Origin of the sequence: Mucilaginibacter sp. CAU 1740, from assembly GCF_039839285.1 — a bacterium.
In the GTDB taxonomy this organism is placed as follows: domain Bacteria; phylum Bacteroidota; class Bacteroidia; order Sphingobacteriales; family Sphingobacteriaceae; genus Mucilaginibacter.
The window spans coordinates 76,733-99,313 of the sequence record NZ_JBDOQS010000020.1; the positions used below are offsets into that span (position 1 = coordinate 76,733).

The 22,581-nt window shown below is 43.8% G+C and carries 21 protein-coding genes; 7 read left to right on the plus strand and 14 right to left on the minus strand.

Annotated features, from left to right (window positions below):
- Window positions 1-56 precede the first annotated feature (56 nt).
- Window positions 57-2,609 (plus strand): phospholipase C, phosphocholine-specific, encoded by a 2,553-nt coding sequence (locus AAFN85_RS30575; protein WP_347531762.1) that lies wholly within the window; start codon window positions 57-59, stop codon window positions 2,607-2,609.
- A gap of 367 nt (window positions 2,610-2,976) precedes the next feature.
- Here AAFN85_RS30575 and AAFN85_RS30580 read toward each other — a convergent pair whose 3' ends face one another.
- Window positions 2,977-4,221: an alkaline phosphatase family protein gene (locus tag AAFN85_RS30580; RefSeq protein ID WP_347531763.1), complete on the minus strand. Its 1,245-nt coding sequence runs from the start codon at window positions 4,219-4,221 to the stop codon at window positions 2,977-2,979.
- A gap of 157 nt (window positions 4,222-4,378) precedes the next feature.
- Here AAFN85_RS30580 and AAFN85_RS30585 point away from each other — a divergent pair, with 157 nt between their 5' ends.
- The gene (locus AAFN85_RS30585) at window positions 4,379-5,620 is read left to right on the plus strand and encodes a serpin family protein (protein WP_347531764.1); all 1,242 of its coding nucleotides are present in this window, start codon (window positions 4,379-4,381) and stop codon (window positions 5,618-5,620) included.
- A 157-nt stretch (window positions 5,621-5,777) separates the two neighbouring features.
- On the opposite strand, the gene AAFN85_RS30590 is transcribed toward AAFN85_RS30585, so the two are convergent.
- The gene (locus AAFN85_RS30590; protein WP_347531765.1) at window positions 5,778-6,632 is read right to left on the minus strand and encodes a LysR family transcriptional regulator; all 855 of its coding nucleotides are present in this window, start codon (window positions 6,630-6,632) and stop codon (window positions 5,778-5,780) included.
- Window positions 6,633-6,720: 88 nt separating this feature from the next.
- Between AAFN85_RS30590 and AAFN85_RS30595 the strand changes: the two genes are divergently transcribed.
- The gene (locus tag AAFN85_RS30595; protein ID WP_347531766.1) at window positions 6,721-7,680 is read left to right on the plus strand and encodes an alpha/beta hydrolase; all 960 of its coding nucleotides are present in this window, start codon (window positions 6,721-6,723) and stop codon (window positions 7,678-7,680) included.
- Window positions 7,681-7,956: 276 nt separating this feature from the next.
- On the opposite strand, the gene AAFN85_RS30600 is transcribed toward AAFN85_RS30595, so the two are convergent.
- The 8 genes from AAFN85_RS30600 to trxA all read right to left on the minus strand — a co-directional run bounded on the left by AAFN85_RS30600 (window position 7,957) and on the right by trxA (window position 14,223).
- Window positions 7,957-9,057, minus strand: a complete 1,101-nt coding sequence (locus tag AAFN85_RS30600; protein WP_347531767.1) for a LysE family transporter — start codon at window positions 9,055-9,057, stop codon at window positions 7,957-7,959.
- Window positions 9,054-10,841, minus strand: coding sequence for an NRDE family protein (locus tag AAFN85_RS30605; protein ID WP_347531768.1), 1,788 nt, complete (start codon window positions 10,839-10,841; stop codon window positions 9,054-9,056). Before AAFN85_RS30605 ends, AAFN85_RS30600 begins: the two co-directional genes overlap by 4 nt.
- On the minus strand, window positions 10,829-11,329 hold the full coding sequence (locus AAFN85_RS30610; RefSeq protein WP_347531769.1) for a hypothetical protein: 501 nt from the start codon (window positions 11,327-11,329) through the stop codon (window positions 10,829-10,831). Before AAFN85_RS30610 ends, AAFN85_RS30605 begins: the two co-directional genes overlap by 13 nt.
- A gap of 24 nt (window positions 11,330-11,353) precedes the next feature.
- Window positions 11,354-11,761: a DoxX family protein gene (locus AAFN85_RS30615; protein WP_347531770.1), complete on the minus strand. Its 408-nt coding sequence runs from the start codon at window positions 11,759-11,761 to the stop codon at window positions 11,354-11,356.
- 28 nt (window positions 11,762-11,789) lie between these two features.
- Window positions 11,790-12,470: a phosphopantothenoylcysteine decarboxylase gene (locus tag AAFN85_RS30620; protein ID WP_347531771.1), complete on the minus strand. Its 681-nt coding sequence runs from the start codon at window positions 12,468-12,470 to the stop codon at window positions 11,790-11,792.
- Window positions 12,471-12,636: 166 nt separating this feature from the next.
- Window positions 12,637-13,080 carry a YHS domain-containing (seleno)protein gene (locus AAFN85_RS30625; RefSeq protein WP_347531772.1) on the minus strand — a complete coding sequence of 148 codons (444 nt, stop codon included), beginning with the start codon at window positions 13,078-13,080 and terminating at the stop codon, window positions 12,637-12,639.
- Between the two features lie 32 nt (window positions 13,081-13,112).
- Window positions 13,113-13,583: a YHS domain-containing (seleno)protein gene (locus AAFN85_RS30630; protein ID WP_347531773.1), complete on the minus strand. Its 471-nt coding sequence runs from the start codon at window positions 13,581-13,583 to the stop codon at window positions 13,113-13,115.
- Window positions 13,584-13,926: 343 nt separating this feature from the next.
- Window positions 13,927-14,223, minus strand: a complete 297-nt coding sequence (gene trxA / locus AAFN85_RS30635) for a thioredoxin (protein WP_347531774.1) — start codon at window positions 14,221-14,223, stop codon at window positions 13,927-13,929.
- A 177-nt stretch (window positions 14,224-14,400) separates the two neighbouring features.
- Here trxA and AAFN85_RS30640 point away from each other — a divergent pair, with 177 nt between their 5' ends.
- Window positions 14,401-15,285 carry an alpha/beta hydrolase gene (locus AAFN85_RS30640; protein ID WP_347531775.1) on the plus strand — a complete coding sequence of 295 codons (885 nt, stop codon included), beginning with the start codon at window positions 14,401-14,403 and terminating at the stop codon, window positions 15,283-15,285.
- A 112-nt stretch (window positions 15,286-15,397) separates the two neighbouring features.
- Here AAFN85_RS30640 and AAFN85_RS30645 read toward each other — a convergent pair whose 3' ends face one another.
- The 3 genes from AAFN85_RS30645 to AAFN85_RS30655 form a co-directional block, all read right to left on the minus strand.
- A complete protein-coding gene (locus AAFN85_RS30645) occupies window positions 15,398-16,216 on the minus strand; it encodes a hypothetical protein (protein WP_347531776.1) in 819 nt (272 codons plus the stop codon).
- A 35-nt stretch (window positions 16,217-16,251) separates the two neighbouring features.
- Window positions 16,252-16,755, minus strand: coding sequence for a hypothetical protein (locus AAFN85_RS30650; RefSeq protein ID WP_347531777.1), 504 nt, complete (start codon window positions 16,753-16,755; stop codon window positions 16,252-16,254).
- 471 nt (window positions 16,756-17,226) lie between these two features.
- On the minus strand, window positions 17,227-18,093 hold the full coding sequence (locus AAFN85_RS30655; RefSeq protein WP_347531778.1) for a hypothetical protein: 867 nt from the start codon (window positions 18,091-18,093) through the stop codon (window positions 17,227-17,229).
- 397 nt (window positions 18,094-18,490) lie between these two features.
- Here AAFN85_RS30655 and AAFN85_RS30660 point away from each other — a divergent pair, with 397 nt between their 5' ends.
- The 3 genes from AAFN85_RS30660 (at window position 18,491) to AAFN85_RS30670 (ending at window position 20,852) form a co-directional block, all read left to right on the plus strand.
- On the plus strand, window positions 18,491-19,444 hold the full coding sequence (locus tag AAFN85_RS30660) for a GNAT family N-acetyltransferase (RefSeq protein ID WP_347531779.1): 954 nt from the start codon (window positions 18,491-18,493) through the stop codon (window positions 19,442-19,444).
- Between the two features lie 6 nt (window positions 19,445-19,450).
- Window positions 19,451-19,861, plus strand: coding sequence for a DUF2000 domain-containing protein (locus tag AAFN85_RS30665; RefSeq protein ID WP_347531780.1), 411 nt, complete (start codon window positions 19,451-19,453; stop codon window positions 19,859-19,861).
- A gap of 163 nt (window positions 19,862-20,024) precedes the next feature.
- Window positions 20,025-20,852 (plus strand): hypothetical protein, encoded by an 828-nt coding sequence (locus tag AAFN85_RS30670; protein ID WP_347531781.1) that lies wholly within the window; start codon window positions 20,025-20,027, stop codon window positions 20,850-20,852.
- 348 nt (window positions 20,853-21,200) lie between these two features.
- Here AAFN85_RS30670 and AAFN85_RS30675 read toward each other — a convergent pair whose 3' ends face one another.
- The gene (locus tag AAFN85_RS30675) at window positions 21,201-22,436 is read right to left on the minus strand and encodes a sigma-70 family RNA polymerase sigma factor (RefSeq protein WP_347531782.1); all 1,236 of its coding nucleotides are present in this window, start codon (window positions 22,434-22,436) and stop codon (window positions 21,201-21,203) included.
- Window positions 22,437-22,581 lie beyond the last annotated feature (145 nt).

Below are 22,581 nucleotides of genomic sequence, written 5' to 3' on the forward strand. Positions count from 1 at the left end.
AACTTGTAACCATCAATACGTATTAAACTCAATACTAAAATATACCTCAAACACATATGTCTGATTCAAGGAGAGATTTTCTTAAAAAAGCGGCATTACTAACCGGCGCGGCCGGTTTAGCCAGCGTTTTGCCCGAATCTATTCAAAAAGCAATGGCCATTAACCCGGCCCCCGGCAGCAGCTACCTGGATGCCGAGCATATTGTGATCCTGATGCAGGAAAACCGCTCGTTCGATCATACTTATGGCATGCTGAAAGGTGTACGTGGTTATAATGACCCACGCGTTATCGATCTGCCAAACAAAAACAAGGTATGGCTGCAATCAAACAAAAAAGGTGAAACTTACGCGCCTTTCCATCTCGACATAAAAAACACTAAAGCTACCTGGATGAGTTCGTTGCCGCACTCGTGGGGCAACCAGGTAAACGCCCGTAACGATGGCAAGTTTGACCAATGGCTTAATGTTAAAAAGAACAGCATTAAAGAATACTCGAACATGCCGCTAACCATGGGCTTCCATAACCGTGAGGATATTCCGTTTTATTACGCTTTGGCCGATGCCTTTACCGTTTGTGATCAAAACTTTTGCTCATCATTAACCGGCACCAATCCAAACAGGTTATACTTTTGGACGGGCACCATCCGTGCTGAGCAGCACGAAAACTCATTGGCCCACGTTTGGAACGATGATATGGATTACGGTACCCTAAACTGGGCTACCTTCCCCGAGCGATTAGAAGATCATAACATCTCATGGAAACACTACCAGAACGAGGTAGCTATAGATACAGGTTTAGAAGGCGAGGAAGATCCGTGGTTATCAAACTTCCAGGATAACGCGCTGGAATTTTTCGGTCAGTACAACATTAAACTGTACGATAAGCATATCGCTAACCTGCAAAATAAATCGGCCAAACTGCCTGAAGAGATAACCGCACTCGAAAAGCAGATCGCTGCTTTACCAGCTGGCGATGCGCATATCGATCACCTGCAAAAACAACTAAAACAAAAGCAGCGTGATCTGGAGCAAACCAAAAAGGATATGGCCGGTGTTGATGCAAATAAATTCGCCAGCCTATCGCAACGCGAAAAAAACCTGCACCAAAAAGGTTTTGTTACCAACACTAATGATCCGCATTACCGCACTTTAGCGCCATTAAAATATAACGATGATGGTACCGAACGCGAAGTATTAGTACCTAAAGGCGACGTATTGCACCAGTTCCGCGCAGATGTTCAAAGCGGCGAGCTGCCAACGGTAAGCTGGCTTTCGGCCCCTGAGCATTTTTCTGATCATCCAAGCTCGGCCTGGTATGGTGCCTGGTATGTATCAGAGGTAATGGATATCCTTACGCAAAACCCTGAAGTTTGGAAAAAAACAATCTTCATTTTAGCATACGATGAAAACGATGGTTATTTTGATCACGTGCCACCGTTCTCTGCCGCGAACCCTCACAAACCGGGCACAGGTAAAGTATCAGAAGGTATTGATGCCAGCGTTGAGTTTGTAACCTTAGAACAGGAAAAAGCCCGCAATAACTTCCCCGAAGTATTTGACCGTGAAAGCCCGATAGGCTTAGGTTTCCGTGTGCCATTGGTGATCGCATCCCCATGGAGCCGCGGCGGTTGGGTAAACTCAGAAGTGTTTGACCATACTTCAACTCTTCAATTTTTAGAGAACTATTTAAGCCATAAAACCGGCAAAAAAGTAACCGAGCCAAACATCAGCGAATGGCGCAGAACAGTTTGCGGCGATTTATCGAGTGTTTTCCGCCCGTACAATGGCGAAAAAATTGAGAACCCGGAATTTGTACCACGCGAAGCTTTTTTAGAGAGCATCCATAAGGCGCAGTTTAAAAAACTGCCTTCGGATTATAAACTGCTTACTGCTGATGAGATAGCGCAGATCAATAAAGATCCACACTCATCACCATACATGCCTCAGCAGGAAAAAGGCATTAAACAATCATCTGCGCTTCCGTACGAACTTTATGCTGATGGCAAGCTGAGCGCCGATAAAAAATCGTTCGAGGTTAAATTCACAGCCAGCAACAAGGCATTTGGAGCTAAAGCTTTAGGCTCGCCATTCAATGTGTACGCGCCGGGAAAATACGCCACCATGGCCGACCCACAAAAAATGGAAGACCTGCGCACCTGGGCTTACACCGCCAAAGCTGGTGATACCCTTGCCGATGCATGGCCGCTACATGAATTTGAAAACAGCGAATATCACCTCCGTACCTACGGCCCCAACGGTTTCTACCGCGAATACAAAGGCACCGCCGCCGACCCGGCATTAGACATTGTTTGTGAATATGAACAGGTTGCCGGTAAGCTGACAGGTAACGCTTTGGTAAAAGTTATCAACCACAGTGCTAAAGCACATACCGTTGCCGTGACAGATCACGGCTATAAAACAGGTGCTCATAAAATAGCCGTTAAGGCTAATGGCACCGCCAGCTTAGTTTTAAATTTAAGTAAAAACCATAACTGGTATGATTTCGGTGTTCAGGTTGAAGGTGCTGCTCAATATGAGCGTCGCTTTGCAGGCCGGGTTGAGAACGGTAAGCATAGCTATACTGATCCTGTGATGGGGAAAGCTGTCTGAGTGAGATTGTCTGAATCAGAATTTACAGAATTTTAGAATTAACAGAATATAAAGAGAGCCGGTTTGAATAACCCGGCTTTTTTTCTGAACCGGGATTTGGGTGGATTTTGGGGATTGATTGGATTTGAAAAAAGCATCACATAAAACAGAAAACGCCGGGCTTGCTCCCGGCGTTTCTGTTTATTTAAAAGTCACTGCCGCGGGTTTAGCGGTAGCGTAACCCGTGGTGTAAAACCGGTTAAGTCTCTGACTTAATCACATGAGTTGTCTGAACTGGAATTTTAAAGAATTTAAGGAATTAACAGAATGCTAATCAAATTCAATAAATTCTCAAAATTCCCTAAAATTCGAGTTCAGACAATTCTGCTTACTTCTTCTCTTCCAACACAACCCACCTGTTCACGGTATTATTCATCCCCTCAATAACAACTTTGTAAAACTTCGACGGCATATTTTTGACATCAACAAGCACATGCCCATTAGTAACAGGCACCGTGGCCAGCAATTTATATTCATCCGGCTTGCCTTCCTTATAAGCATTATCAGCAGCAACCCAAATCTTCACGTTACCTTTATCATCCATTGCTTTCCAGCTAATATCTAACGAACCTTGCACATAATTGGCCATAGGCTCCGCTACCGATACCGTACCAATTAACGAGATGCCATCTACCTCACGTTGTTGCGCTTCAGGTACTTTTACATTTAAAAAGCTATTGATAGATGGAGTAATATCAACAATACCCGGTGTATAGTATTTAGCATAATTATTTAACGGACGATAGCTGGTCACCATCCAGGTTGAGCGCTGGCGGGTGCTTTGACCGCCGTGGTCTTTACCGTTGGCTTCGCTGCGGCCGTGATCTGTGGTGATAAAGATCAGCCAGTCTTCTTTAAAATGTTGTTTGCGGTATTGTATTGCTGCCCAAATGCGGCCAACCTGCGCGTCCATTTTTTCAATGGCATCATAATATTGGGGACTGTCGCCGTACCTGTGGCCCATATCATCGGTATATTCCAGGTACACCCATGATAAATCGGGCGCTTTGGTTTTAATACATTCAGCGGCCGAATTTGCAACCTGCTCATCAATCAAGTGCATGTAGTTACCTGCTTTATCGTGCGGAAATTTCACCGTATCCAGTTCATAACCATCATAAGCATAATCGGGATGGGTATTTCCGGCTTCGGGCAGTTTATCGCCTATTAATTTGGTGCGGTTATCTGTCCAGCTGCTAAATACGGCTGTTTTTTTGTTGGGATAAGCATTTTTAAACATCCTGAAAACATTCCAGTAGTTATAGTTTGGCGCTTTAATATCATTACCCCAAACATTGTGCTTATTAACCCAGGTAGCGGTAAGTAAACTGTTATAGCCATTGGCGGATATGGTTGGCGTTTGCGAATACCCACCCTTTTCGCCGCCAACGTGGGCGCGCAAATAAGTGCCTTGTTTTGCTATTAACTTTAGGTTAGGAGTGTTAAGCTTTTCAATAACGTCAGCAGGAATGCCATCGGCAATAATGAAAACAGCTTTGCGGGTTTGGGCATTTGAGTTTAACCCAGCCAGCATCAACAGTGAAAAAACAGCGGTTGTAAATAGTTTTTGCATCGATATAAAAATAGGATGTTAAGTAACGCTAAACTACGTAGTAAACAAATAGCCTGGGGTTAAAAAATTGTTATGATTTAAAATCGAGCATTTATTTTTAACTAACTGTAGCGTAAGTGTTTCAGGCACCGTAATGACTATTGTAAACCTAACAATCATGAAGCGTAAACTCACCTTATTTCTTCTTTGCCTTACGGCCATAACAGCTTGTAAAAAAGGCAGTAATAATAATACTAATCCCGACAATAAAGATAAGGGTAAAGACCTTGTGCTTACCGCAACTGAGCAACGGCAGATTGGCCCCGGGAATGCCTTTACTTTAAAATTGTTTAAAGAAAACTCCAACCTCATCAGCAACAATCAAAACTTAATTGTTTCTCCTTTAAGTGTGAGTTTCGCGATAGGCATGACCAGCAATGGCGCTGCCGGGCAAACCCTTACCGATATCAGCAAAACTATGGAGTTTGATGGTTTTACTGAAGACGAGGTAAACACTTATCACCATAACCTGATCACTAACCTGCCGCAGCTTGATCCTAATACAAGTATAAAAATCGCTAATTCTATCTGGTATGCTAACAGCTTTACGCTACTACCGGCGTTTTTGAAAACCAATACCGATTTTTATAATGCCGAGGTACAGGCGCTTGATTTTAATGATAAGGCCGCATCACTGAGTACCATTAACAATTGGGTGAGCCAGCAAACCAATAATAAGATCCCGAAGATACTGGACCAGATGCCCGATGGGGCCAGGCTATTTTTAATTAACGCCATTTATTTTAAAAGCGCCTGGAAAACGCGTTTCGAAACCAAACAAACCTATAAAGCGCCGTTTCGCCTGGCAGATAACAGCACTGTGCAAGCCGATTTTATGACCAACAGATCGGTAGATATGAAAACCGCTTATGATAATGGGACTAACGTTGTGGAACTGCCATATAGCAACGATAAATACAGCATGGTATTGGTTATGCCCGATACCGACCTAAAAGGCTACATCAACACTCTCGATCAAACTAAATGGGATATGCTGATGAGCAAGCTCACCGCCACCAAATCGCAAATCACCTTACCAAAATTTAAATTCAGTTACGATGTTGAATTAAAAGGCATCTTAACCTCAATGGGGATGGGTGTAGCGTTCAGTGATCAGGCCGATTTTTCGCGCATTAATACTGGTGGAGGTTTGAAAATAGGCGAAGTTAAGCACAAGGCTTACATTGATGTTAATGAAGATGGAACAGAGGCTGCCGCGGTAACTGAAGTTGGCATTATCGTTTCAGCGCCTGCCCCTACCAACGTTTACAATAAGCCATTCATTTTTGCCATAAGAGAAATGAAAACCGGGTTAATATTGTTTACAGGTGTTGTGAATAACCCTACATTGGGTGAATAAAGAAGAAGCATTGTAAATCCAGACTTACGAAGTTTTAAAAACTTCGTAAGTCTTATCCGCCGGACTTCTCTTTCGCCTCTTCCGCTCATGGCCTATCCAGCTCTTTAAAACAAAGCGTATTTTTCTTGCCTCCTGATTCTAAAGTCCTGCATCGCCCTCAATACATCTCCACAAAAGCTTTCAAAGCCTTAGTTTGCGGGATATTTTTGCGGTAGATGAGTACCGTTGTCATAGTCCCCAACTCTTTATTAAGCGTATGGGTTTTTACTTTGCGATTGGCGTAGTAATGTGTTATCAACTCGGCGGGGAGGATGCTGATCCCTAAACCGGCCTCCACAAAGTTGATGATCGCTTCGAGCGAGTTTACTACGATGCTTTTATACTGGATGATCCCCTTGGCATTAAGCCAGGCTTCCAACCGCGCGCGAAATACACAGCCCTGATCAAACACTATAATTTTGAGTGGCTTGGCTGCAAGCAATTCTTTTAACTCCGGACCCTGCTGTGGCGATAGGATAACTAATTGCTCTTCCTTAATATGCAGTTGCTCTAACTCGGGCGAATTAATGGGCGCTGATACAAAAGCCGCGTCGAGTTTGTAGTTGATCACATCATTAATTAATTCGGTTCGCATGAGCGATCTAAATTCCAGGTCGACGTCCGGATAGGCATCTGTAAAACGGGTAAGGATGTCAGGCACCTTAAAAGCCATGGTAGTTTCAATACAGCCTATTTTAAGGCTGCCACTTACCGAGCCAAACTTTTTGATATCCTTTTTGGCTTCCTGCATTAAATGATCAATCTGTTTACTGTACTGCATCAGTGTTTCGCCCGCACTGGTTAAGGTAACCTTGCGAGATGTACGGTTAAACAGATCGGCTCCAAATTCTTCTTCCAGGTTTTTGATGCGCGCTGTAACGTTTGATTGTACGGTAAACATGGCCTCTGCCGCTTTGGTGAAACTTCCGTTGGCGGCTACCGCTTCAAATATTTTGAGATCGTTGGTATTCATAAATCACAATTAATGATTTTAATTATCACTATTAATCGTTTTTAATAATCAAATATCAACATTAATTTTGAGTCATCAAAACAAAATAATGAAAGCGAAACATTTGATCATCAATACAGTTATCGCCTTAGCCACAACAGGCGGCGCGGTAGCCCAACAAACAAACTCAAACAATCATATCATGGAAACTCAAGTTCACTTCCGCAACATCAAAGCCAATGGCTTAAACGTTTTTTATCGCGAGGCCGGTCCTAAAGATGCCCCTACCATATTATTACTACACGGTTACCCAACATCATCGCACATGTTCAGGAACCTGATCCCTATACTAAGCGAAAAATACCATGTGCTGGCTCCTGATCTTCCCGGCTTTGGCAATACCGAATCTCCAGATCATACCCAGTTTAAATATACTTTTGATAACCTGGCCGCAACCATGCAATCATTTATCGATGAACTTGGTTTAAAACGCTTTGCCATTTACATTTTTGACTACGGCGCGCCAACCGGTTTACGTTTAGCTTTGGCTAACCCCGAAAAAATTACCGGCATAGTTTCGCAAAACGGTAACGCTTACGAAGAAGGCCTGAGCACCGGCTGGAACCCGATCCAAAAATATTGGGAAACTCCAACACAGGAAAACCGCGACGCCTTAAGGGATTTCGTAAAAGAAAAAATGACTAAATTCCAATATTTTGAAGGTGTTTCTGACCCCTCGCTGATAGCCCCTGAAGCTTACCAACTCGATCAGCAAACCCTTGATCGTCCGGGCAACGTAGAGATCCAATTGGATTTAATGTATGATTATCGTACTAATGTAGCACTGTACCCTAAATTTCAGGCTTACTTCAGAGAGCGCATACCAAAACTGTTAGCCGTTTGGGGGAACAAAGACCCATTCTTTTTGCCAGCCGGCGCCGAAGGTTACAAACGCGATAACCCTAACGCCACAGTGAAGTTTTATAACACCGGTCACTTCGCTCTGGAAACCCATGCCAAAGAGATTGGCCAGGATATATTGAACTTTTTAGGTGGATTGCCTAAGTAATTAACCGCAATCCTTTCCCCACCTCGTCATTGCGAGGTACGAAGCAATCCCCGATTAGCAGGGCCGCCGTGCAGGTTTCTCTGTAAGTTGGGGATTGCTTCGTACCTACCCATGACAAGTTTAAAATGGGTGTCATGCTGAGCCTGTCGAAGCATGGTGGGCAGGGCCTCTGCGCGCGACTCTTCGACAAGCTCAGAGTGACAGGCCCCGCCCATAAATGTCATATCTCCTTCAGATGCCTTAGCTTTACTTACTCGCAATGACGTTTTTTTATTACTACTTCTTCAACTCCCCTTCTTCAGCCAACAAAACCTCCGCCTTATTAAACCCTTCCAGTTTCCTCACCAGCTTGCTATCTGCCTTAAAAAAGAACAACGTAGGTGTTGCCCTGATAGGATAAACAGCCTGCAGCTTTTTGCCATCCGGACTATCAATATCGATTGCCACATTTACCACATTAAGATTATAAGCATCACCCAATTCTTTTTTAATCAATACTTCCTGCTCCATTTGCTTACAGGTTGGGCACCACGAAGCATGGGCAAAAACAAACAGCGGCTTATTTTCTGCCTTGGCCAAAGCCTGCGCATCGGCAAGGGAAAGGGTTTTAAAATTGATACCCTGTTGCGAGTTTAACTTCGGTTTAAATTTGGGTGTGCATGCAACAAACGCTATGCTTGCCGTAACCAACAACACCAATAATATTTGAGCTGATTTTTTCATTTGATTTTTATTGATAAGTATCTGTGCTGCTATAAGCTTATAGGCCTGCACCAAGCCGGTTAATAACAGGGTTAAACCTAAAATCCAGTTAATGAGATTATGTTGAGCCTTAAGCACATTCATTAAATAATTACCGGCCACGCCGTAAATAATAAATGAGAGCAATGTGCCGGTACCTATGGCGATGATGAAATTGTTGTAAGCCCGGGTTTCGCTGTTAAGCACGCCACGGCTTTTTAATACCGCCGTCCAGCCCATCCAAAAGGGTAAGTGTAATGGATTTAAAAGGCTTAACAACAATCCCGAATAAAAAGGGTTCATCCCTACAAAAGGCAATACATCCTGAAAACTGCGCATATGGAAAGCGGCTTCGAGGGCTTTATAAGCCAACGCCAGTATCGCAACGCAAAAAGCAATACTTAATATTTTAAAAAACTTTTTCAGGCGCACTAATTGATCAACCACTACCAGGGCTATGCGTACAATAACCACCTCAACTAAAATAGCGGCTAAGCCAAACCAGGCTGCACCGGCAAAATTGCCATTGAGCGCGAAGTTGGCTACATTAGTATTTAACGTACCAATGGGTAGCGCCCCAACAAAACTAATGCTGAAGGCTACCCAAAATAGTTTCAAGTGTTTCGATAGGGTCATGATACCAGTTTAAAATATTCGGTATTGTTTTTAAGCATCGCCACGCCCTCGTGGTAAGTCATGTAACTGATGCCTTTTTGTTGCTTGTTTAATTTGCTTACGCGATAAAGGAGTTTCCAATGCCTGATCACCTCGCGCCAGGCCCAAAAGATGGAATGATTGGAATCGTAAATATGTGTGGGCTCGCTGCCTGCGCCGTTAAGCTCAATGATGGAGATATTCTCGCCTCGGCTTAGCTCATCCCAGTTGTTATACATAACATCCAAGCGACCGAAATAAAAATCAGGCACTTGTTGGCAAATGTGATCTATGGTATCGGTAAGCTGCGGGGTTATCATATAACTCAGATCAATAAACTTTGCGCCACGGGCATGGTTACCGTAAGGCACCAGCGTTTTAACTTCGCCTAAAGGCAAAACCTGTTTCAGATTGTCGCCATACACATTTATCAGCGCAGGGAGTTGCAGCAGGTAGCGGGGTTCCCTGTCAATCAATTGCAGCATGGTACTTTTACCATCTCCCCTTATTGCTAAAAACTCTTTGCCTACTATACCGGTTACCCTGCCTTTAGCCTCGCCCGGCAGGCGATAGTAAAATATGCCTACCTCGTTTTTGTAGTCAATATATTGTTGTACAAGGAAATCAACTTTGATCTGTTTTGCATATTCCCGCAGTTCGGCTTGGTTACGTACCAATTTAACCTGCACACCCTTGCCGCCGATATCCGGCTTGGCAATCATGGGGTAATTAAAATTCCTATCCATTATAGCTAATAAGATTTGCTGAAAATCTATTCCTGCTTTAAAGGATATAGTTTCAGGATAATATTTTTGAGGGATAAGATCATAAATCCTGGCCTTACTCTCCAATGTAAAACCTCCGTTTTCAATCATCGGATTAGCCGCATTGAAAAAGAAAAACGAACGGGCTTTAAAACTCAGCCAAAACCAATAAAACATAATGGGCGAGTAAAAAACATTCATCGACCAATATTCCCAGTTAAACAGCCTGATGAGGAATGTTCTCAATTTCCAAAAACGGGGCAAAGCAACCGGGGTGCTATCGTCCGCATCGCGTACTATCCGCAGGTTATTTACATGTTGCTTACCATCACGCAGATCATGATAAGTCATGGTAAGGTTTTGCGGGTTTACGTTAATATTGGTAATGCTCACCGTTTTCATTTTGCCGCCGCGGTTTATTACCAGGGCATCTTCGGCATCGCCTTCACCGGCATGGTGGTGAAAGTGCATAATATCGCCAGGGGGATTTTCCGGTTCAGCAGCTTTCCAATCGTTAAACCATTTAAGTCTTTTGGCGGCAGCTTTTTCGTTATACAATGTCGCTGACGACCAGATGTAGGCTTCACTTTTATTCAGTAATTTGATGTGCTTCTGCTCCCCATCCCAACGGCATTCGTACAATATCCCGAAAGTATGCAGCACCAGGGTAAAAGGTTCAACCCCTTCTAAATCGCTGTTTTTATAAGCAGAGAAAGGATCACCCGCGTTAATAATCTCCATCAATACCAAACCCCGACTTGTTTTATAAGGCGGCATGGCAGTGTGTTTTACAAAAGCACCGTTCAGCAATACCACTACGTCGCCATTATTTTTGGCGGCAATCCAACTTCCATGTTTGTCGGCATCCTCCGGGTACAGCAGCGTATGGTTATCACCTTCATAAAAGTGCGGCGCAACTGCCTGGCCACGGTTAACATTTTCATCCCGGTTTGAGGTGAGTTGAAAACCGTTTTTTGTGGGGAGATAAGTTACTGTGCACATGAGTTACGGTACTTAAGTGTTGATGCGGCAACACCAAATTCATCAGGAATAATAACCTGTGATATGGCGTTTACCCCTATGCGGATCAAGGCCATGTGGTGTACCGTATGCTCCAGGTTATAAACCAGTTCGCGGTAATAATTTGAAAACACCTGTGTTTGATGATCTGCACCTTCGCCATATTCAGCTTGCAGCAGCAGTTCTTTATCGGGTTTTTCTATCGAGTTTTTGATCTGGTTGATGGTGCCTATGGCGAAATCCTTATCAGCCTCGATAGCTTTGTTGCGGATCCGTTTATCGTAATCAACCATTCCGCTTTCGTAGCCTTTGTTCAGTTCAACAAAAAACTCGAGGATATGGCGGGTATGCTGGCCTATGCTTGATTGCGATAACAGCTTAACAGGCTCGGTGTATTGGCCGGGATTCAATTCGTCGATAACATATTGTAGTTGCTCCAACAGGTTGGAGATCGGTTCTTTTAATTGCATGATATATGTTGTTTGTGGTGGTTTTTAATTTGATGAATGCAGGAAAGGGACAAGGTTCAGCACCTCTTTCCTAAAAATGTAAAGCAGTATGGCCGAGCTGGTAAACACAACGGCAGCAAGGATAAAAAGCTGACCGCCATCGCCCTGAACCACAATACCCAGTTTAGTAAGATGGAAAAACATAGCACCGGCCATTAAACCCACGGCTATTAAAGCGCCAATACCGGTAGTGCGCGGAATAATGATAAGGACAGCAGCAACCAGTTCCATGCTGCCAATACCTATCCTACCCCAGGGTTCCATACCCAGTTTAGTAAAAATGTAAACCGACTCGGGCGCGGCAGTGAACTTGAAAAACAGGGTTTGCAGCATAATAATGGCTGCTATAAGGCGCAGTGCCCAAACCAATATATTGAATTGTGTGTATGTCATGATTGGTGATTGTTGAGTATGGTGTGATTTACAGCAGCATGGTTTCAACCTGTTTCCGGCTCACTTTAAAAGCGGCCGTAACAATATCTTCGGCTACTTCGGTTTTGCTTTTAAGCGGGAAGGCCTGGAAAATGAAGTCGCGGTTAATGAGGGTGATCTTGTTGGTATCGTAACCAAAAGTTGCTCCCTCGTCCTGTACCGAGTTCAGCACTATCAGGTCGAGGTTTTTGGTGTAAAGTTTTTTGAGGGCGTTTTGCTCTTCGTCGTTTGTTTCGAGGGCGAAACCTATCGAAACCTGGCCGGGCATTTTTACCTTGCCAAATTCGGCGGCTATATCTACGTTTTTAACCATTTGCAGGCTAAACTCATGCGCCGATTTTTTCATTTTTTGGCTGAGGATCTGCGCGGGTTTATAATCGGCCACGGCAGCAGCAAAAACCGCTATTTGTACGGTTGGAAAATATTGCAGGCAAGCAGCATACATTTCATCGGCCGAGTTAACCGGGATCACTGTGAGGCTTGGATGTTCCAGGCTAATATTTACCGGCCCCGAAACTAGTATCACCCTAAAACCTTTATTTAAAAACGCCGAAGCAATAGCATAACCCATTTTTCCTGACGAATGGTTACTGATAAAACGTACAGGATCGATAGCCTCGCGGGTGGGGCCGGCGGTGATGAGTATGGTGGATTGATTTGTTGTGTTCATGTGGTGGTGGTTTTTATTTTCAAAAGCGCGGGAAGTGCGATTCCCCTCTTGAGAGGGGTGGAGGGGTGTGTTTTATCCGCATAAAGTTTATCGCTCTTATAACACACCCCTGCTCCCGCACTTGCCTCTCGCTCCCCCTCTCGAGAGGGGATATTTGAAAAATGATTTACTTCTGCCCTTTAACCTCCGGCCATTTCTCATCGGCCTGCTTGATCAGGTTGGTTTGGTCTTTAACCCAGGCTTCCTTCACTTTGCTGCTGTAGTTAAAGTATAGCTTATCGTTCAACACCGTCCAGGTAGCGGTTTCAGTTGGCGCTTTATGGCCTTGTGCTGTTCCGTAGGCGCAATAGCCGCCATATTGAGGTGCATATTTTTCAGGCTCGGCTTTAAAAGCTTCGAGGTTTTCGGCACTGGCGAAATACCAGTTGGCATCTTTCCATTTGTATTCGAATTTTTCGGAGCCTTTTACCGGTTTCGATTCTTTGAAAAAGGCTACCGGATCATATCCTTTAATGGCCTTGCCACCGGGTGCAAATATTTCTGATGATTGGGCTTTAGCCTGGATAACTGTTACAAAGGCAAGCGCCGCGATAATTAATAAGCGTTTCATATTGTGTGGTTTTTAGTTTGATTGGAGGTTGATTAGCGAACAAATTTTGCCCAGTTGGCATCGGCTTTGGTTTTCAGGTTAGCCTCTTCCTTATCCCATTTCTTTTTGGTGTTGTTGAAATACTTGTTATAGAAGAGGTAAAGTTTTCCGTCGAGAAGTTTGAAGGTCGCCGGATCTATTTCTACCTTTTCGCCGTTAGCACCCATGGCGTAGGCACACCAGCCGCCGTATTGCGGTTCGTATTTGGATGGATTGGCTTTGAATAGATCCCTATCCTGTGTAGTAGCAAAGTGATAGGTTACACCTTCGTTGGTAAGTGTGATCTCTTTTTTACCCTCAACGGCTTTTTGCTGGGTGAAGTAAGCTACCGGATCATAACCTTCAATGGCCAGTCCCGATTTATCTAAGTTGAATTGTTTTTTACGTGTATCTGACTGGCTTTGCGCCGATGCTGCTGTAATGGCCAGCGCACTTACCAAAATAAAACTGAATACTTTTTTCATGATTAACTATTTGTTTGATTTTACCCCTTTGTCGGGGCTGAGGATCAAACCTTACAGATAATTTGAAAATTGTTTTTGAGGGAGGTGAAGCAGGGCGGATAATCGACTCACCCGGTCTACGCTTCGCTGGACCACCCTCTCTCCGGCAAGCCGCAAAGAGGGTAGGAAAAAAAAGTAACCTAAAATCCCCCTCTTTACGCGCAGCGTAGAGAGGGGTGACGAGCGCAGCGATGTCGGGGTGAGTAAATGCATGCGTTCAATTAACGACTGCTTGTTACACACCCCTACCAACAAAAAAAGCCCCGGATAAAATCCGAGGCTCCTTAAATCATTTATTAAAATCTTATATAAACTGCTCAACCACCTGCTGCAATTGCCTTGCCTGTACCACTCCACTCTGACGCCATTTACTTTCACCTTTCTGAAATATCATTAAGGTAGGTACGCTTTGTATGCGATAGGCACTTGCCGCTGCGGGGTTTTTATCGATATCTATTTTGATGATCTTTACTTTATCGCCGAGGGCGGTTTTTACATCGTGCAATATGGGCGGCATCATTTTACAAGGCCCGCACCACTCGGCCGAAAAATCTACCAGCACCGGTATCTCTGAAGCTATTATTTCCTGAAAATTTGCCATGATATTTTTATTGATTGCTCTGATTTATTTGATTTCACCGAAGCATTTAACCCCGGCTCTGCATCGCTGCATAATATCAAAATTAACCATTAAATTAGGTAAAAGTTTAGCGGTAACAACTAACCGGGATAATTTTACATTCAAGCTATCAACCGCCTTTATTAACCTATAAAACCAATGATGCAGCTCAAACAATTATTGTACTTATGTTTAAGTATTCTGCTATTGCCGATGGGCAGCCTGGCGCAGGATACCTTGATCCCGCTTTGGCAAAACGGCGCGCCGGGGTTTGAGAACCGCCGCAACGAGCCGGAACAGGCCAAAGATTACTGGGTTAAAAATATCCACAATCCATCGCTTACGGTTTTTACACCACCGAAGGATAAAGCGAATGGCGCGGCCGTAGTGATATGCCCAGGCGGAGGGCACAGGTTATTGGTATATACTGCCGAAGGTGTTGACCCGGCCAAATACCTCAACAATTTAGGCGTTACTGTTTTTGTATTGAAATACCGTTTAGGGCGCGATTCGGCATCGCCGTATAAAATAGATGTTCATGCCAAACAGGATGGTTACCGGGCTATGCGGCTGGTGCGGAACATGGCCACACGCTATGGTTTAGATACCAATAGGATAGGCATGATGGGCTTTTCGGCAGGTGGCGAAGTGGTGGATATGGTTGCCTACGGCGAGGACAAAGGCGATCAAAAAGCTGCCGACCCGGTGGATAGGTTAAACGCAAGACCCAACTTCCTTATCCAGATCTATCCTGGTCCGTTGTATATTCCTGATAAATTACCGGCCGACGCGCCACCTGTATTTCTGCTGGCCGCTAATGATGATGTTTGTTGTTCGCCATCGGTAGTAAAACTATTAGAACGTTATCGCGAAGCAAAAATACCAGTAGAACTACACTTATACACCCAGGGCGACCATGGTTTTAATATGGGTTATCGATCCAAATTAAAAACCATAAGCTCATGGCCGCAACGCATGGCCGACTGGCTGGAAGATAACAATTACCTGCACCCGGCCCCGGCAAAAAGAATGAAAATGCATTAAAAAAGAGAGGCCTGTACCGGTAACCCGGTTAGGCCTGCTCTTCCATCATCAAACGTCCTGAGGTACCCCTACGTCAGGAACAGCTTTATCTTTGCGGACCGTAACCCGCGTTTTAGTTTATTTTTTTGCAGCTTTCCAATACTTCGGTAAGCCGGCTAAAAGCATAAGGGGCGTTATTGATCAGTTTATAACTTACCGTCGCGGTTTTCATTGCTCCGCGAATTATTACTCCCCAATTATCCACAATCAGCACACCGTTGGTATTACTGTTTTGATCGCCTGCGGTTGTGGTGCTTGTTATCAAAAGGTTAGTATATTTCTCCGGCTCGTCGGCTATGCCCACGGTGTACGTGGTGCTGATCTTTTCATCATCAACCGATGAATTGCTTACCCAGCTTTCTCCGCTTTTTTTAGGCGATTGGTAATCGGCAAAAAGATCTAAACGTTTACCGGCAACAAACTTATCCTGGTTAAAGCCTGCAAATGCCATCAGCGTATCGGTAGCAAATTTTCCGTCAGGGTCGTTCACATCGGTTATTATCCCGTTTTTGTTAATGCTTAGCGTAACTACTTTTCCAACCAAACTTTGAAGTGCCACCTGGATATATGAACCGGTATCAACCAACTTACCCGAATCATAGGTGAGTTTTTTACCAAAGGCATCTACAGTATCTGTAATCCTTGTTGTTGTTACCGTTAAAATAACGCCATCACTTGTTGTACCGGTTACCCTATACGTTTTAGATATTGACGATGCCGTATTGATATTGTATTGCTGGCTACCCCGCTGCAAAACACCCGATGCATGAATATATGTAGTTTTGCTATACTCATCGCCCTGTTTAAAGGCCCCCTGCGCTTTGGCAGTACCGGCCAAACACGTGCATAAAATCATTATGGCTGATACTATGCTGATGCGTTTTACTTTCATTTTTAATGTATCTGATTAAAACAAAAACATAACAATTAACGGCTTGGCATATGCGTTGGCGGTGGCATATGTGTGGGTGGCGGCATGTGAGTAGGCGGAGGCATATGCGTTGGCGGTGGCATATGTGTGGGTGGCGGCATGTGAGTAGGCGGAGGCATATGCGTTGGCGGTGGCATATGTGTGGGTGGCGGCATGTGAGTAGGCGGAGGCATATGCGTTGGTGGTGGCATGTGCGTTGGCGGCGGCATATGAGGGCCTGGTCCCGGTGGCGGCGGTGTAGGTGGCAAAGGAGGTAGCTTTGGCGGCATTATAGGCGGCAGTACCGGTTTAAAAGGCGGCGGTGGTATAGGCGGCGGCAACGTTGGCGGTATTGGCAGCGGTGGCATTGGCGGCGGGGGCGGCAGAGGCGGAATGTACGGTGGTACGGGCGGCGGAACATTCCAGTCCGACTGGTTATTGCGGTTTTGCGCTTGTGCCCGTTTGGCACTTACTACCAATGTAGCGGCCGCTACTAATGCTGCTATGATAATTTTTTTCATAGGTTTTATATTTTAATGGTTTAATTGTGATTACTGATTTAATAAAACCTGCATTGTAACGCAAGGCTAAAGCAGGAGAAAAAAGAGAGGCTTATGCCAGAGGTTATCCGGCACAAGGCCTGCTCCCATCATCAAAAGTCCCGAGGTACCCCTACATCCGGAACTAATGTATATTTATAACACCCCCCTGTAAATGCAGTACGCTTCGCGACGGCGTAAACTAAGTGCCAGGAAGTTGTTACCCGGTGGCAATACTTTTCATCACACATTTCAGTACTACCCACTGGTTATTATTATCCTAAAGAACGCTGGTGTTTTCGCTGGCACAACCCACCATATTTTACTGATTAACAACTATTTACATTCAAAATATCAAAATATACTGTCAAATATCAGGCACGTACTTATCCATGCTATGAAAAATTACGTTCATAGATCATATGTTTTGATGAATTACTCTGATTATTAAACCTACCTGCGGCTTAGCGAAAGCGGCATCCCTATCGAGAAAACCATATTGGCCCTATCATTTGTATAGCGTGTTAGGTTAGCTACCCCAACCGCCAAACTTAAGGGTGCTTTAAACGGCCTGATCCCCGCCGAAAATCCAAGGTTCATGCCCGACCACTCGGCATTTACATTTACATGCTGTATCAACTCGTACGAAATGCTGCCAAATACCGCTGTACCATGCTTTCCCCTACCGGCTTGCATATCCTTCGGGCTTTTTTCATAAAACCGTCCGCTCCCAATCCCAATGGTATAAGTAAGTCTTGAACAGCCTTGTGTTAACGATTCTATAGTTTGTATGGCATGACTTACTGCCACATAATAGGTTGATGCGGAAGCATCAGATTGTTTTAAATTGGCAAACATTTGCAGCGCTCCGGCAGAAATACTTGTGCCCTTAAACAACTTTCGGCTTACGATAAAATTCCCTGAAAAATCACGAAACCGGTGAACATCCGTCATGTTTATACTTGTTGCAAAATTTATCGCCTTTACCGGATTACCCACACAAAACCCCAGCGATGTTATCAAATCGGCCTTATTATTTCTGTACACCTCGGGGTAGGTAGCACCGATACCGCCAAACACATAGCTACCATAACCGCCAAAGCCAGATGGTATTAAAATGCCGCCTGGCGCATCGCTTGGATAAAGCTCGGCGGTGTTTTGCTGTAACTGCGCCGGGGCACTTGGCATTGGGGCCAAAAAAGCATCCATTTTTTGATTAAGTTCCTTTTCAAACGGAGTTTGGCCAAATGCTGTTGAACTTAGGCAGATACCCGCGACAGCGCAACAAACAGATAAACATATTTTGATTTTAAAAATCATGACTTAGCAATAGGTTTTGTAGGTGGTGTTTATTTGATGATGGCCCGGTAATCTAATTTATGCAATTTACCTGCAAAAAAGCAAAAGCCGGTTTTGCATTTTGATGAGGATAAAGTCGACCAGTGCATAACTTTTTTATGTTACCGAAAATTATACGGCCCAAGCTAAACATTTGATAAAAAGGCTCTGAAGCCCTGGCTATAAGTTGAAGCATTCTCATTGTGGTTTGGTTGTTTTTATAGTACAATTTTACGGCGCTGCAACAGGGTACACAATACAAAGTAGTTGGTATTTTGTAAAATTTAGATCTGCCGTACCCCATCTACACTAATAATTTTGCATAATAAAATTCGATTCATTATAATTGCGTAACTGATTACATAATTAACTACACAAAATGGAGTTTTTTAATAAAGTAGGAAAAATGGCCATAGGCAGTCGCTTACGGATGCTTACCGAAACCATAAGTGAGGATGCGGCGCAGATATATAAATTGTACGATATAGATTTTCAACCTAAGTGGTTCCCTGTGTTTTACACCTTACAAAACGGAGAGGAGTTAACCATTACAGCTATTGCTAAAGAGATCGGTCACTCGCACCCATCGGTAAGTAAGATCATAGCCGAAATGGTGAAGAATGGTTTTGTAAGTGAGCAAAAAGATAAAACAGATGGCAGACGGAATATGGTAAGCCTATCTGAAAAAGGCCTTGAGACATCGATAAAAATAAAGGCGCAATATGCCGATGTAACAAACGCGGTTGAAGAATTATCTGCCCAGGCATCACATGATCTGTGGAAAGCCCTTGATGAGTGGGAATACCTGCTGGAACAAAAATCATTATTGCGCCGGGTACAGGAACACCAGAAAACCCGCGAAGGCAACCAGGTACAAATAGTAGCTTACGAACCACGTTATGCTAAAAACTTTCGCGATTTAAACGAAGAATGGATCTCCCAATATTTTAAAATGGAAGAGGCCGACTTCCGCGCTTTGGATAACCCCGATAGTTATATTATTGAAAAAGGCGGTACCATTTTAGTTGCCTTATATAATGGTGAAGCCGTTGGCGTATGTGCCCTGGTAAAAATGGAAGATCCAGAGTACGATTTTGAATTGGCTAAAATGGCTGTATCGCCTAAGGCACAAGGCAAAAATATAGGCTACTTATTAGGTAAGGCCATAATTGATAAAGCTAAAACCCAGGGTGCACGCAAACTTTACCTGGAAAGTAATACCATTTTAAAACCGGCTATCAGCTTATACCGTAAACTGGGTTTTACCAAAGTTGCCGGCCGGCCATCGCCTTACGAAAGGAGCAATATTCAAATGGAACTTATCATCACCTAATAAAAAATGAATATAGTAAAAATAGCTATAGTGATTGATGATAGCCTTGCAACCTGGCAAAAGCTAAACGTTACCGCCTTTTTAGCAAGCTCGGTAGCTATCGCGCATCCCGAAACTCATGGCGCTCAGCTTACCACAGCTTCGGGTAAAAGTTATCTGCCATTTATAAAATATCCGGTATTGGTTTATAAAGCCGATACTGATGCGGCCATTCAACGCGCTTTTAATCGCGCTAAAGACAGGGAACTGAACATCGGTATTTACACCCGCGAATTATTTGATACCAAAACCGAAGCAGATAACCTTGCCGAAATTGCCCGCCATACAGATGATTCGCTTAACCTAATTGGTATTATCATTTATGGCGACAGTAAAAAAGTTGATAAGGCGCTGGATGGACTTAAGTTTCATGATTGAAAAAACTGATCTGCAGGGAGATGTTAATCAGACTAACCATAGCAGAAAAATTGCTCATTAGTATTGATAGACTGATAAAATGTAACAAATGTTAATAAAATTAACAAACAGTTTATGGCATTTGGTGTTTAAAAGAGTTGAAACTTAAGCATTATTTACATTTATGAAAAGCAAAACATTACTATTCAGCTTATTAACAACAGTAGGATTAACGACGGGTTTTAATGCTAATGCACAATTTGGAAGTTTATTTCAAAAAGCAAAAGACAAAGCGGCTCAAAAAGCCAGCGACGCTTTCGACAAAAAAACATCGTCAACAAGTACATCTCCTTCATCATCTACCAGTGCCCCAAAAGGCAACAGGGCAATTGTTAACACCGGGTTTGATTTTGTACCCGGTGATACCGTACTATTTGCCGAAGATTTTGCAAGTGTACCGGTAGGTGCTTCAACCAAGGCCGTTAAAACCAATGGCTCGGCAACTATTGTATCAGTAAATACCGAAAGCGGCAAATGGCTTAACCTGGCCGATCATGCTACGTATAAATTTAGCAGACAGATCTTTTATCCAAAACATTTTACCGTTGAGTTTGATATCCTTACCTCGGCCGATAAGATCAGCGATATATACCCTGTTACATTCGGCTTTGTAACCGATAACAGCATACGCGATTACATTAGTAGCGGTGGTGCTTATGTAACACTCAAATATTATAACAATAATGATGTATCGGTAGATAGTGAATATTTAAGCAAATACCTCAATAGCAATTTCGACCTTACAACTTTCACCAACCGCAAAATGCACGTATCAATGATTGTTGATGGCGACAGGCTGGTTGTTTATCTCGACCAAACCAAACTGGCCGATACCATGGCCTTTTTGCCAACCACTGCCAAAAACCTTTACATCAGCGGCGCTATGCAATACCAAAATGGCGCTAAGGCTATGGTGAGCAATATTGTGATCAAAGGGTTTAAAAAAGTATAAAGATCTTCCATAAAATAAACATCGTCATTGCGAGTAACAAAAGTGGTCGCCTCTAAAGGAATATATGACATTTTGTGGGCGAGACTGTCACTCTGAGTTTGTCGAAGAGTCGCGCGCAGAGGCCTACCCACCATGCTTCGACAGGCTCAGCATGACCCGCTTTTCAATTATGTCATGGGTAGGTACGAAGCAATCCCCGATTCACAGATTCGCCTTGTATAGTTCGTGATCCCTCATCCCTACCCATACAAGCCGTTCTGCCCAGACTTACGAAGTTTTAAAAACTTCGTAAGTCTTATCTGCTTTGCCATACTATCCTTCAAAGCCCTCAGCCCAATGACATCTCTATTATGTGCTTTTAAAAAGCTTATCAATCTTCTCCCCAACCAACCGCGCATCCCCATCAGTTTTGATCAGCTCCAAAGCTTTCTCAAAATTAAACAGCGCTTTTTGGTTATCTATTCCCGTGTAAAGTTCTCCCAGCAAGGTAAAGTAGAATTGGTTACCGGTAAGGTTAAGCTTCTCGGCCTCAACAATCGCCACTTCAGGCCCGTTCGCTTTAGCCAACGCGAAGGTTCGGTTAAGTGCCGCTACCGGCGAGTAAGCTATTTGCAGCAGGCGGTTATACAGTTGCAGAATACTTTCCCACTTTTCCGGTGTATCTTCTTTTTGTGTATTCCAGTAGGCGATGCTTGCCTCCAAATGATACCGGGATAATTTAGTACCGCCCGTTGCCCTGTTTAAATACCATGCCCCTTTGGCTACCATGTCCATATCCCACAGGTTAACGTCCTGATCTTCATATAATATCAACTCACCATTTTGGCCGGTGCGGGCTTCAAAGCGCGAGGCATGGAAATACATCAGCGCCAGCAGGGCATTTACCTGTGGTTTATCGGTGCTTTCATTTTCAATAAGCATGTGGCACAGGCGCATGGCTTCAAAACAAAGCTCCTTACGCAAAACCTGGTTTTGGCTAACAGAATAATACCCCTCGCTAAATAACAGGTAAATAGTAGTAAGCACATTCTCCAGCCGGTTGTCCATTTCAGCCGAGCCAGGCATTTCTATTTTTATATTCTCGTTGCGGATCTTTTCTTTGGCCCTGAACAGGCGTTTGTTGATAGTATCCTTACTCGTAAGAAAAGCCTCGGCCACTTCATCAATACCAAAACCACACAGGATCCGTAATGACAATCCTATCTGCGATTCGGGCGAAATAGCAGGATGGCAAATGGCAAACATCATTTGCAACTGACTATCGGTAATGTTTTGGGTTGATAAATCGATATCCCAATTTTCCGGGCTATCCTCGTTTTTTATTTCGGGAGATACTTTGGTTTCAAAAATGGTATTCCGCTGCAGGTAGTTCTTCGATTTATTTTTTGCCACGTTGTAAAGCCAGGCCGTAGGGTTTGGTGGGATACCTTTGTATGCCCATGTTTGCGCGGCAGTAAGGAAAGTATCGCTGGCTATATCTTCGGCAATTTCCATTTGCTCAAACCCAAAACGCCTGCCAAGTACCGAAACTATTTTACGGTATTCGGTGCGGAATAAATGTGGGATGAGTTGGGGAGTTTGCATAGGTAATTAAAAATGTCATTGCTGTAAAGGTTAGATAATTCGGTAACAGAATTAGGGATTATTTTTGTTGTTTAGGGTAGCCATATCAATGGGCTTTTTACCATTAATCCCCTGATGTGGCCTTTCCCAGTTATAGTAAACGAGG

Bases quoted from the DNA above. Each gene is read 5' to 3' on its own strand.
- AAFN85_RS30655 (WP_347531778.1), bottom strand. From the start codon at position 18,093: ATGATTTTTAAAATCAAAATATGTTTATCTGTTTGTTGCGCTGTCGCG.
- AAFN85_RS30670 (WP_347531781.1), top strand. From the start codon at position 20,025: ATGAAAAGCAAAACATTACTATTCAGCTTATTAACAACAGTAGGATTA.
- AAFN85_RS30645 (WP_347531776.1), bottom strand. From the start codon at position 16,216: ATGAAAGTAAAACGCATCAGCATAGTATCAGCCATAATGATTTTATGC.
- AAFN85_RS30595 (WP_347531766.1), top strand. From the start codon at position 6,721: ATGAAAGCGAAACATTTGATCATCAATACAGTTATCGCCTTAGCCACA.
- AAFN85_RS30610 (WP_347531769.1), bottom strand. From the start codon at position 11,329: ATGCAATTAAAAGAACCGATCTCCAACCTGTTGGAGCAACTACAATAT.
- AAFN85_RS30620 (WP_347531771.1), bottom strand. From the start codon at position 12,470: ATGAACACAACAAATCAATCCACCATACTCATCACCGCCGGCCCCACC.
- AAFN85_RS30580 (WP_347531763.1), bottom strand. From the start codon at position 4,221: ATGCAAAAACTATTTACAACCGCTGTTTTTTCACTGTTGATGCTGGCT.
- AAFN85_RS30625 (WP_347531772.1), bottom strand. From the start codon at position 13,080: ATGAAACGCTTATTAATTATCGCGGCGCTTGCCTTTGTAACAGTTATC.
- AAFN85_RS30615 (WP_347531770.1), bottom strand. From the start codon at position 11,761: ATGACATACACACAATTCAATATATTGGTTTGGGCACTGCGCCTTATA.
- AAFN85_RS30630 (WP_347531773.1), bottom strand. From the start codon at position 13,583: ATGAAAAAAGTATTCAGTTTTATTTTGGTAAGTGCGCTGGCCATTACA.
- AAFN85_RS30590 (WP_347531765.1), bottom strand. From the start codon at position 6,632: ATGAATACCAACGATCTCAAAATATTTGAAGCGGTAGCCGCCAACGGA.
- AAFN85_RS30640 (WP_347531775.1), top strand. From the start codon at position 14,401: ATGATGCAGCTCAAACAATTATTGTACTTATGTTTAAGTATTCTGCTA.
- AAFN85_RS30660 (WP_347531779.1), top strand. From the start codon at position 18,491: ATGGAGTTTTTTAATAAAGTAGGAAAAATGGCCATAGGCAGTCGCTTA.
- trxA (WP_347531774.1), bottom strand. From the start codon at position 14,223: ATGGCAAATTTTCAGGAAATAATAGCTTCAGAGATACCGGTGCTGGTA.
- AAFN85_RS30575 (WP_347531762.1), top strand. From the start codon at position 57: ATGTCTGATTCAAGGAGAGATTTTCTTAAAAAAGCGGCATTACTAACC.
- AAFN85_RS30675 (WP_347531782.1), bottom strand. From the start codon at position 22,436: ATGCAAACTCCCCAACTCATCCCACATTTATTCCGCACCGAATACCGT.
- AAFN85_RS30605 (WP_347531768.1), bottom strand. From the start codon at position 10,841: ATGTGCACAGTAACTTATCTCCCCACAAAAAACGGTTTTCAACTCACC.
- AAFN85_RS30585 (WP_347531764.1), top strand. From the start codon at position 4,379: ATGAAGCGTAAACTCACCTTATTTCTTCTTTGCCTTACGGCCATAACA.
- AAFN85_RS30665 (WP_347531780.1), top strand. From the start codon at position 19,451: ATGAATATAGTAAAAATAGCTATAGTGATTGATGATAGCCTTGCAACC.
- AAFN85_RS30600 (WP_347531767.1), bottom strand. From the start codon at position 9,057: ATGACCCTATCGAAACACTTGAAACTATTTTGGGTAGCCTTCAGCATT.
- AAFN85_RS30650 (WP_347531777.1), bottom strand. From the start codon at position 16,755: ATGAAAAAAATTATCATAGCAGCATTAGTAGCGGCCGCTACATTGGTA.